The sequence below is a fragment of the Paenibacillus sp. NPDC057967 genome (genome assembly GCF_042887015.1).
Lineage (GTDB): Bacteria > Bacillota > Bacilli > Paenibacillales > Paenibacillaceae > Pristimantibacillus.
In genome coordinates this window covers 333,411-334,914 of sequence record NZ_JBHVQB010000007.1, presented here as the reverse complement: position 1 = coordinate 334,914, position 1,504 = coordinate 333,411, and the positions used below count along the sequence as shown (strand labels likewise).

Annotated in this window: 1 pseudogene; it reads left to right on the top strand. The window is 55.7% G+C overall.

The features are described from left to right. Positions 1-1,504 (top strand): annotated as a pseudogene (locus ACFVSO_RS19960) (hypothetical protein); the annotation flags it as partial.

The window sequence follows — 1,504 nt, the reverse complement described above, 5'->3', positions numbered from 1 at the left end:
GTCAGGTAGAACAAGCGCGTGCCGATCTGAGCGCCGCTCTCACAACATATCGCGGAGCAAAGGTGCCGGAAGCGGATAAGACGGCGCTGAATGCAGTCATTGCGGAAGCCGAGGCGGAACTGGCTTCGACAACGGAAGGTACAAATCCAGGCCAATACCCGGCAATCGCCAGAACAGCATTGAGTCAAGCAATTACTGCTGCTAAGACAGTAGCGACGGACGCGCTAGCGACTGCTGCACAAGTGGAAAAGGTACGTACCGATCTGAATGCTTCGCTCACAACGTACCGCGCAGCCAAAGTGCCGGAAGCGGGGAAAGATGCGTTGAACGCAGTTATTACGGAAGCCGAGGCAGAACTGTCCTCGACAGAGGAAGGAACCAACCCAGGCCAATACCCGGCAATCGCCAGAACGGCGTTGAGTCAAGCGATCACGGCAGCGAAAGCTATCGCTTCTAATGTGCAAGCGACGGCGGTACAAGTGGAAAAAGCTCACACCGACTTAAACGCTGCGCTCACAAAGTACCGCGCAGCCAAATTGCCGGAAGCGGGTAAAGACTCGCTGAACGCAGTTATTGCGGAAGCCGAAGCGGAACTGTCCTCGACAGAGGAAGGAACCAACCAAGGCCAATACCCGGCAAATGCCAGAGTAGCATTGAGCCAAGCGATCACGGCAGCGAAAGCTATTGCTTCTAATCCGCAAACGACTGCTGCACAAGTGGAAAAGGCACGTACCGATCTGAATGCTTCGCTCACAACGTACCGCGCAGCCAAAGTGCCGGAAGCGGAGAAAGATGCGTTGAACGCAGTTATTACGGAAGCCGAGGCAGAACTGTCCTCGACAGAGGAAGGAACCAACCCAGGCCAATACCCGGCAATCGCCAGAACGGCGTTGAGTCAAGCAATTACTACTGCTAAGACAGTAGCGACGGACGCGCAAGCGACTGCTGCACAAGTGGAAAAGGCTCGCACCGATCTGAACTCTGCGCTCACAACGTACCGCGCAGCCAAAGTGCCGGAAGCGGGCAAGGATGCGCTGAACGCAGTTATTGCGGAAGCCGAGGCAGAACTGTCCTCGACAGAGGAAGGAACCAACCCAGGCCAATACCCGGCAAATGCCAGAACGGCGTTGAGTCAAGCAATTACTGCTGCTAAGACAGTAGCGACGGACGCGCAAACGACTGCTGCACAAGTGGAAAAGGCACGTACCGATCTGAACTCTGCGCTCACAACGTACCGCGCAGCCAAAGTGCCGGAAGCGGGGAAAGATGCGTTGAACGCAGTTATTACAGAAGCCGAGGTAGAACTGTCCTCGACAGAGGAAGGAACCAATCCAGGCCAATACCCGGCAAGCGTCAGAGCAGCATTGAGCCAAGCAATTACTGCTGCTAAGACAGTAGCGACGGACGCGCAAGCGACTGCTGTACAAGTGGAAAAAGCTCGCACCGACTTAAATGCTGCACTCACAACGTACCGCGCAGCCAAAGTGCCGGAAGCGGGGAAAGG